Raw genomic sequence first — 1,528 nt, forward strand, 5'->3', positions numbered from 1 at the left:
TGCGCTTTTCCTGACTCCGTTTTAAACAGTTTGTTCGGATTGGGCAACCTATGCACACTTGCTTAGAGGCTCGGTATTCTTTCTTTTTGTTATTGTTTTCTCCTTCATAAAACACTTTTTTAAATGGAATGACTTTTCCTTGAGGACACACATAATAGTCTTGGTCTTCATTATAAACAAATCCTTCTGGACCTCCTTTGTAAGTGCCATTGGGTGGGATAAAACTCCGCAAATCCTCTTGTTCCAAAAAGGCATAGTTCTCCCCACTGCTATAGCCTGTGTCTGCCAATAGGTTATGCCATAGCAAGCCTTGTTGGTGTAATCTTGATTTTAATCGGTTGGTAATATCTTCTAAATATTGATTGTCCTTTTTATCGGCATGGTAGGCGCTAATATCGGTTATTACATGATGTCCTGTATCGACACTGAGTTGGCTCATATAATTTAGTTTACGTGCCTTCCCTGGTTTTACACTGATTCTGGCATCGGGGTCGGTGGGACTATAGTGCGTTTTGTTGGATGTGTATTTAGAGCCTTTGTTTCCTGCTCCTGGGCGCTGGTCTTGGTCTTTTCTCCATTTCTCATTTCTACTTTTTATGGCCTGTAATTCTCCCGTACTTGCAGTGATTGCTTTCTGCGCTTTGGAGGACTTATTGCTCTTGGCCTTGCGTATTGGCCTTTCCTCTTTATCCATCGAGCTGATATGGCGGATACTTCTTAAATGGGAATCCAAGTCTTCTTTGGGTACTTTTAGCTCCAAAGTATCCATCGAGGCATTCGCTTTTATGGGCGCGGAATCTATCGCTTGGGTATGACCACTCACCATCCCTTTTTCAACACACATAGTGAGAACCTTCGTGAATACTTTTTCAAATACAGCCTCTGGATACAGTTGTCTGGTTCTACTTATGGTGGAATGCCATGGTAGAGGTTCGTCTATATCATATCCCAGAAAGTAGAGAATGTCCAAACGCATACCACTATGTTGGATCAAATCCCGATCGCTAATGATATTTTCCAAATAACCTACCAAACACAGTTTGAAAAATACTATGGGGTCGATGCTCTTTTGTCCGCTTTCCCCATAATAAGGACGGGTAAGTTTATATAAAAAGTCTAGATCTAAAGCGCCTTTTAAACGTCGGTAAAAATTGTGCTCTGGAACGCGTTCGCTCAACTGAAAATGTGCGAATAATTTCTCTTGATACTCCTTTTTGCCTTGCATAACTAAAGATAAGAAATTTCATCCGTTTATCAAAACCATTTTGTATCTTGTGCAACAGGCACACCGTGTATAAAAAATTGCTAGTTTTAGCTAATACAAAGTTGGTTGCTTGTTTGCCGGCTTCCGATTTTCCTTCGGAAAATCCTCGCCCTCAAACACGCAACTTTCCAAGATACACAAAATGTTGTGCAACATAAAAGAAAACTACTTGGAAGATAAAGATATTCAAAAAATAAGACGAGTATTAAAATACAAAAAGAGCAATGATTTAGTTGAATTGCTTAAAAATTCAACTTCGTACCT

Annotated in this window: 1 protein-coding gene; it reads right to left on the bottom strand. The window is 39.7% G+C overall.

All coding sequences use genetic code 11. From position 1 onward, the window contains the following. Positions 1 to 1,225 (bottom strand): IS1182 family transposase (locus tag WBM98_RS04310; protein ID WP_424364796.1); only part of this gene is annotated, 1,225 nt, incomplete at its 3' end. Between the last annotated feature and the right edge of the window lie 303 nt (positions 1,226 to 1,528).

It is taken from the genome of Maribacter sp. (assembly GCF_049667165.1).
GTDB lineage: Bacteria > Bacteroidota > Bacteroidia > Flavobacteriales > Flavobacteriaceae > Maribacter_A.